The organism is Variovorax sp. VRV01, assembly GCF_014852545.1.
Taxonomy (GTDB): domain Bacteria; phylum Pseudomonadota; class Gammaproteobacteria; order Burkholderiales; family Burkholderiaceae_C; genus Variovorax; species Variovorax beijingensis_A.
The window spans coordinates 1-5,885 of the sequence record NZ_JACVBS010000044.1 but is presented as its reverse complement, the minus strand read 5'-3'; the positions used below and the strand labels follow the sequence as shown (position 1 = coordinate 5,885).

Annotated in this window: 8 protein-coding genes; 1 reads left to right on the top strand and 7 read right to left on the bottom strand. The window is 58.1% G+C overall.

Annotation, left to right across the window (positions count from 1 at the left end; genetic code table 11):
• Positions 1-198: 198 nt before the first annotated feature.
• On the top strand, positions 199-693 hold the full coding sequence (locus IB278_RS33430; RefSeq protein ID WP_192328771.1) for a hypothetical protein: 495 nt from the start codon (positions 199-201) through the stop codon (positions 691-693).
• A gap of 26 nt (positions 694-719) precedes the next feature.
• Here the strand turns inward: IB278_RS33430 and IB278_RS33425 are convergent, their stop codons facing one another.
• The 7 genes from IB278_RS33425 to IB278_RS33395 form a co-directional block, all read right to left on the bottom strand.
• A complete protein-coding gene (locus tag IB278_RS33425) occupies positions 720-1,244 on the bottom strand; it encodes a hypothetical protein (protein ID WP_192328768.1) in 525 nt (174 codons plus the stop codon).
• 137 nt (positions 1,245-1,381) lie between these two features.
• Entirely contained in the window at positions 1,382-1,813 is a 432-nt protein-coding gene (locus IB278_RS33420; RefSeq protein WP_192328765.1) for a hypothetical protein, read from the bottom strand.
• A 48-nt stretch (positions 1,814-1,861) separates the two neighbouring features.
• Positions 1,862-2,251: a hypothetical protein gene (locus IB278_RS33415; protein ID WP_192328762.1), complete on the bottom strand. Its 390-nt coding sequence runs from the start codon at positions 2,249-2,251 to the stop codon at positions 1,862-1,864.
• A gap of 243 nt (positions 2,252-2,494) precedes the next feature.
• Positions 2,495-2,806: a hypothetical protein gene (locus IB278_RS33410; protein ID WP_192328759.1), complete on the bottom strand. Its 312-nt coding sequence runs from the start codon at positions 2,804-2,806 to the stop codon at positions 2,495-2,497.
• A gap of 217 nt (positions 2,807-3,023) precedes the next feature.
• On the bottom strand, positions 3,024-3,698 hold the full coding sequence (locus IB278_RS33405; protein ID WP_192328756.1) for a hypothetical protein: 675 nt from the start codon (positions 3,696-3,698) through the stop codon (positions 3,024-3,026).
• A gap of 348 nt (positions 3,699-4,046) precedes the next feature.
• Positions 4,047-4,427 (bottom strand): VOC family protein, encoded by a 381-nt coding sequence (locus IB278_RS33400; RefSeq protein WP_192328753.1) that lies wholly within the window; start codon positions 4,425-4,427, stop codon positions 4,047-4,049.
• Between the two features lie 155 nt (positions 4,428-4,582).
• On the bottom strand, positions 4,583-5,695 hold the full coding sequence (locus IB278_RS33395; protein ID WP_225613352.1) for an alpha/beta hydrolase family protein: 1,113 nt from the start codon (positions 5,693-5,695) through the stop codon (positions 4,583-4,585).
• Between the last annotated feature and the right edge of the window lie 190 nt (positions 5,696-5,885).

Here is a 5,885-nt window from a genome sequence, read left to right as displayed (position 1 = left end):
TCATTCGGCTTGGTGCTGCTATCGCGATGATTGGAATGATCGTTGCAATGTTTGGCATGACCAGAATGTTCTTGGACGGCGTTTAGACCGCGCAACTCGGGCGACAAAGCTGCTTCGGGCCCTTTGCATTGACAGACCGCCCGGCTACAGTCGGCCACAACCCGGCATTCAAACCGGCTGTCCAACTGAAGGAAACTAATGGGGTACGACCTCCGCTTGTGCATCGCAGCAGACGAGCAACTCGACTATCTTCGACAAAACACTCAACACACGAGCGATTTCATCAATAGTCAGGTCCAAGATGCGAGTCCCGCCGTTTGCACGGAGTTGTATTCCAAGGGCGGGCTCTACTTCGTTCTCAATGGAACTGCCGCTAATGTCGACGGTGTCACAAACTTCCCAAACGTTGGAGGCGGATACCGAGGAGAAATGCTCGGGCTTGCAGTCGAACTTGGTGAAGTGGGGGTCGGACACGCTCACGGCTTTCGAGCCGCGCAGGTATCTGAACTTAGACGAGCCCTAGCCGATTTGGATGCGGTCAAAATTGAACGGCGATCACACACCTACGCCGCTGAGATGGGCCAGGATGGAAAAGAGACTGCACAGCATGCGTTAGCTGATATTGAGGCATTGCGCGACTTTCTCGATAGCGCTTGCACCAAGAGTTTCGGCATGATTTGGTTCTGGGCGTGAGGCTACAGTCGGCCATGACCGGAAGTTCAGTTCGGGCGCACGGTGGGCAGAAGCCCAGACTCTGTCAGCACCGTGTTTGAGCGCAGAACATTGATGTACAGAAGCTCATCGAAGTGAGCCATCCACTCGCCAAAGCCGTGATGAGCTTTCAATGCCTTCTCCAACCTGACCGGCGCGACGCCTTTTCGGTGCTGAAGCCTTTCAGCGACATTCGCCGAGACCGGGATGCGAAGCTTGCGGTCGAATGACTCGGCAATGGTGCCGTCAGGCTCTTCCACCTTGTAGATGGGTTGACTGAGAGCCGTACTATCGGTCCCACTTCGGAGGATAGGCCAGTCACCGACAAACAGTTTCGCATCGAGCGAGGAGGACGCCAGCAGCGGTGTGAGCACGGCGGTGTTGACGTCCGCTGACTGTGGGCTTGGGACCGTCTCAGCAAAGAGCACGATGTAAAGCTCTGAGCGCCAGTTCGCCGCGACGACGCCTAACCCAAAGGCGGCGTCGTTGAGGGGTATACAGAAGAGGTCTCCGGTCTTTACTCGAACGCCCATTCCTGGTTTCCAGCCCGTCTTTTGCCAACATCGGCGGCCCAATCCTACCGCCCTCTACGCCCGCTTCGGAGCGAGGCGTACAGCCGGTATGGGCCCAGAGCAGGCATATGTCGCGCTCCGAAGCGGACGCTCGGACATTAGTCCGAGGATTGATGACCCAGCCACCACCGCATGGTCTTCGCGGACGCGCTCGCCCTCGAATCTCGCTGCTCCGATTCAAATCGGAGGAGTTCTGCGATAACGGCTTCTTTACCGCACCGACCGGCAAGGTACTCCGGGACCTGTTCGATGCTTGGGTTGTACGCTGGCAAGACGTCACGAAGAGCTTGAGCGAGGTCGAAGGAAGCTGAGGGCTTCAACCTTTCAAGCATTCGGCCCGCAAGCTCCTGCTTCTGGTAGTTGCCTTCCGTCGGCACGCTGCGGGAGAAGACCAGGAGAACTCCAGCCAAGACCTCGTCGGGATGGCTCCTCTCAAGCTCCGAGCGAAGGAGCTTCAGTTGTTGCGGATTTCCAGCTCCGTATCGCTCAGCAGTTTCGACGAGCCGGCGATAGATGTCCTCACGGTCCATGATTTCCTACGTTGTTAAGCGGTACACGTGAATGCCCGGTCCTGGCCGTCAGGCGTCTATGTCATCGATTTCGACGATGAGGCTTACGCTCGCCGCAGCAACCCAGTCGAACCGACTGTCGATGTGACGATGCCCGGCCTCGCTCTCGAAGGAGAACACGAAGCGTTCCGCCCAACGTCCTAGGTTATCCGCAGAGCCAGAGACCGAAATTTCTCCGTCTGGGCTCAAACTCATTAAGACCGCGCCGTCCGCCCTCGAGAGCCGTATGCCCTTCAAAAGGACAGCGTAGGGCGCCGGGCTGCCATGAACGTCGGCCGGCAAGAAAAGGCTCTCGCGGCTGCCAGTAACGAACTCGCGAATTTGGGCGGCCGTCGCGCTGTGCTCAGACGCGGTGCCGGTCACCATCGGCTCCGAATCTCCACTGAAATAAATGCGCATAGAGTTGACCAGGCGAAGGTCTAGGTTGAATGTCCGGAGTTGGCCGTCAGCGGCAAATTCTAGTGAGTGGCGCGGTGCGCCTGGGACAACTTATCTACGAAAGCATGAGGATCAAGGGTTGAAAAACTACCTGGACTGAATCCTGCCGGCCCGGTAAACATTCGCTTCTGGCCGCATTCGAAAAGGTGCGCAGTGCGTGCGCCATCGCTCTACGAGTGGTGGGACGGGGCCGCAGATTCCAGCTCATTCCTTGAGCGCGAATTCGATGCGACGTACATCGTCGTCGTCCACTGGGCCATATTGAAGCGAGACACGGACGTTGGACAGGCACGCTGATTTGAGTAGGGTCTCCCTTACGGCCGCGAACAGCGCATCCGCGTCGGGTCCGTACATGAATAGCGTGCCATCGCTCCCGTCAACCGCGATTTCGTTCCCGTCATAGTCACCTACATCCGCAGCCGCTATTGCCTCTTCGAGCCGCGTCTCCACTTCAAACAGTGCGCCGAGGTCCGTACTCCCGTAGTCGAAATTAACGATTACCGCATGCTCTTCCAATTAGTATTCCTCAATGCAATAGTGAAGCGTACCGTGGCCCTTGAGCGATTGGGCCTGGAACTCGGCACGGACGCGTGCAAATGCCCGCTTTGTCGCTAGCCGACAACGAAGGTCCGCTACTGGCCGACTGTAGCCGAAGGGCGGTCGGCGCCGCGGGGCCCGAAGCCGTCAGCTGGCTTGTTCGAAAGCCGTCATTTGTTGCGACCGCAATGGGAGGTCAGACCTCAGGGCTGGCAGACGGCTTCCAGATGTTCGTGCGTGGCACGCGTTTCTCATATCCAGTCCCATCATCAACGCCGACGACTTGATGGCCGAAGCACTCAACCAGCGCAACAAGACTGCCGGTGCCACCGTATGGGTAGCCATGGGGATTGAACTCCAACACATACCGTGCCGCTCGCGGTTGGATTGCAATGAGGTCGTAGTCCCCATTCCAGATTGCATCAAGCATGGAAGCGAAATCCCACTGTGGAGTCAGCATCTCAGGGGAATGCCGCTTTGGAAGCGGAGTGGAGAACCAATATTCGTTCCACTCAGCCACTTCCTCCGGGGTCAGGTTCGAAAAGTAGGAGCGTTCACCATCGGTCAGATATGCCAATAGTTGCGACTCGTCGGCGGGCTCTTCCCTATCTTTCGCAGCCTTCACGAAGTCAAAGAATTCCGTCAGCCGCTGTAAGGACTTCTCGCCATTCGACTCGAATTCAACGCGGCAGTAAACCGGGCTGCCTCGATCGGCCGTTGCCTCTTCAACCTTTTCTGAAGGCGGGATGGCGTGAGCTGGCGAGATGGACGCGCTTTTTTTGAAGGGCCACATATAGGGGTTCGAATCAGTTGAGCGACGGAAGCCACGGACCGGTTCTGGCCGCAGCGAGACCTCAAGGAACAAGTCCACTGACCACACCGACTCCCACAATCCTTGCACCTTCCAAGACCTGAAACTGTGCGCCGACTACCAAATCCCCGTAGTCGACGTCCGGCGCATAGACGAAATTCACCTCGGCAGTTACGCACGCTCCAGGCTCTACCGGACCGCAAGATGCGTCGCCCGAAAAGGCCACACCCAGGTATTCTCCGCTCCGTACACGAAAGTGCGGTCTGTACGCCTTGGTCAGATAGGTGACCTTCCGGCCACCGACATCTGGAGCGATGAATTGAACAACTACTCTTACTCCGGGCATATGTGCATTCGTATGTACTGGTCGGCAAACGGAGGGCGCTGGCGAATGACCGGTCATGGCCGTCAGTTGCCGCCAATCGCGTTAGTCCGATGCGCTCGGCTCGAGATGCTGATGGAATTCTTGTCGAGGTCTTTCGCATTCGCGAACGCATACCCGTTGGCTTCGTGCACGGCGCCGAATAAGAGCCCTCGTAACTTGGCTTGCGTGGCAAACGCTGCCACGTCTTTCACATGAAAGCTCAGCTTCACCCCTACTTGGCCAAGTTTCACGGACTTGGCTGCTTGATGAATGAGCATGCCAGCGCCCCCGCCCGGATGCCTCAGCTCGATCAGGCCCTCGATGACTTCACCATTTGTGAGGAAGCCGAAATGCCGGGCATAGAAAGCAGCAGCCTTTTGCATGTCTCTGGCGTAGATGATGACTGTTCCTAGTGGCGAATCCATACTGCCTTTTCATGTGGATTGGACGCTAAGCGCCGGCTCTTTTGCCGACTGTAGCCGAAGGGCGGTCGGCGCCGCGGGGCCCATACCAGTCTCTCAGACCTTCGGTAGTGCGGCCGTTTGGGCGCAAGCAAGCGCGTCCTCGTCGGCTCCAAAGGCTACGGCGTAGAAGCCAAGGTCCGAAGGAAGAAATCTGCGATTCGCGAATTGAGTGCGGGTACCACCTGACCCCGGTCGAAATTGGGCGGGTCACTCAGCAGGCGCTGCGTCACGCCGCCAGTCTCCAAGGGAGGCATGGGCGAGAGCATCGAACCGTGGCCACCTTCCGGGATGCGCATAACGACTTCGCATCGGGGTTCACATGCCGCGAGGATTGCTTCCGCGTGGAAGCGGGGCACCTGGTTGATGTCTTTGTCCGCGATAACGAGTCCCAGCGCAGTCGAGGGCTGCTTCAAGCTCGCTGGGTCAAAGTCCGCGGCGAAGGGGACCATTGCCACCACGGACTTGACTCGCGGGTCGAAGCCGCTTTGAATTGCATCGTCGGAGAAGCGCGCTGCGATTACGGCCTTCGCCAGCCAAATTTTTAGGCTGTCCAGCCAGTCGCCGTTGAGCAGTGTGAAGAAACCGACGCAAGATGAGAAATCTTCTCTGATGTGCTTTTCGCAGTGATTCCTGAAGCGCGCCTTTGACCATTTGCCGCCGGCCATCGACAAGGCCGTATGTCCGCCAGCGGACCCTCCGAACAGGCCTACCGAATCAAGGCGCAAATTAGCCGCCAGTGATTGGGTGCCGGCGACGACATCGATTGCCTGAGAAATTTCGATCGGCCGCTTGATCCAACTCGCAGGCCCAGGCTCCGATGGGTCGAGGTAGTTGTCGCCTGCGTGCTGAGGCAAGGCGACCGTAAATCCCCGTTGCACCAAAACTCGCGCCAAGTCCGCGTGCACCCAAGGGCTGCCGCCCGAGCCATGCGAGATCACAACGAGGTGTCCATTGCCCCTGGATACGCGACCGTTGGCAGCCCATGACAACTTGAACGGTCCCTGTATGGCAGGCATCTCTGGGTCCGAAGACGGATAGAAGATTGTGACGAGTCCAACGCCAGGCTGCGGCAACTGCATGAAGCCCAGTGTGGGCGCTTGTGCGTGCGCGGATTGCCCAAGTGCCAGCAAGAAACCACAGAGGGTTAACAGTGCGTGCCGGTGAAAGGAGGCTTTTCTGGTCACAACAATTGAGGTGCGAATTCTTGTCGCGATCTGGAACGGTGTCATGCCAGAATTATCGTGAACTGGGCGGCTGTCTCGAATGGCGGTTTGTGGCCGCGTTCTGCCCGTCGGCCGGCGCCGCAATCATGAGGAAAACCGACCAACAAGACGCGCACATGCGGCGCGAACCTGCTGCCGGTGAAGAACCTCGAGCTCGCGCGCCTCGCGATCGCACTGTTCTAGCCAGGCCGGCGCA

Excerpts from the sequence above, each read along its gene's own strand:
- IB278_RS33430 (WP_192328771.1), top strand. The coding sequence starts at position 199 with ATGGGGTACGACCTCCGCTTGTGCATCGCAGCAGACGAGCAACTCGAC.
- IB278_RS33425 (WP_192328768.1), bottom strand. The coding sequence starts at position 1,244 with ATGGGCGTTCGAGTAAAGACCGGAGACCTCTTCTGTATACCCCTCAAC.
- IB278_RS33420 (WP_192328765.1), bottom strand. The coding sequence starts at position 1,813 with ATGGACCGTGAGGACATCTATCGCCGGCTCGTCGAAACTGCTGAGCGA.
- IB278_RS33415 (WP_192328762.1), bottom strand. The coding sequence starts at position 2,251 with ATGCGCATTTATTTCAGTGGAGATTCGGAGCCGATGGTGACCGGCACC.
- IB278_RS33400 (WP_192328753.1), bottom strand. The coding sequence starts at position 4,427 with ATGGATTCGCCACTAGGAACAGTCATCATCTACGCCAGAGACATGCAA.
- IB278_RS33395 (WP_225613352.1), bottom strand. The coding sequence starts at position 5,695 with ATGACACCGTTCCAGATCGCGACAAGAATTCGCACCTCAATTGTTGTG.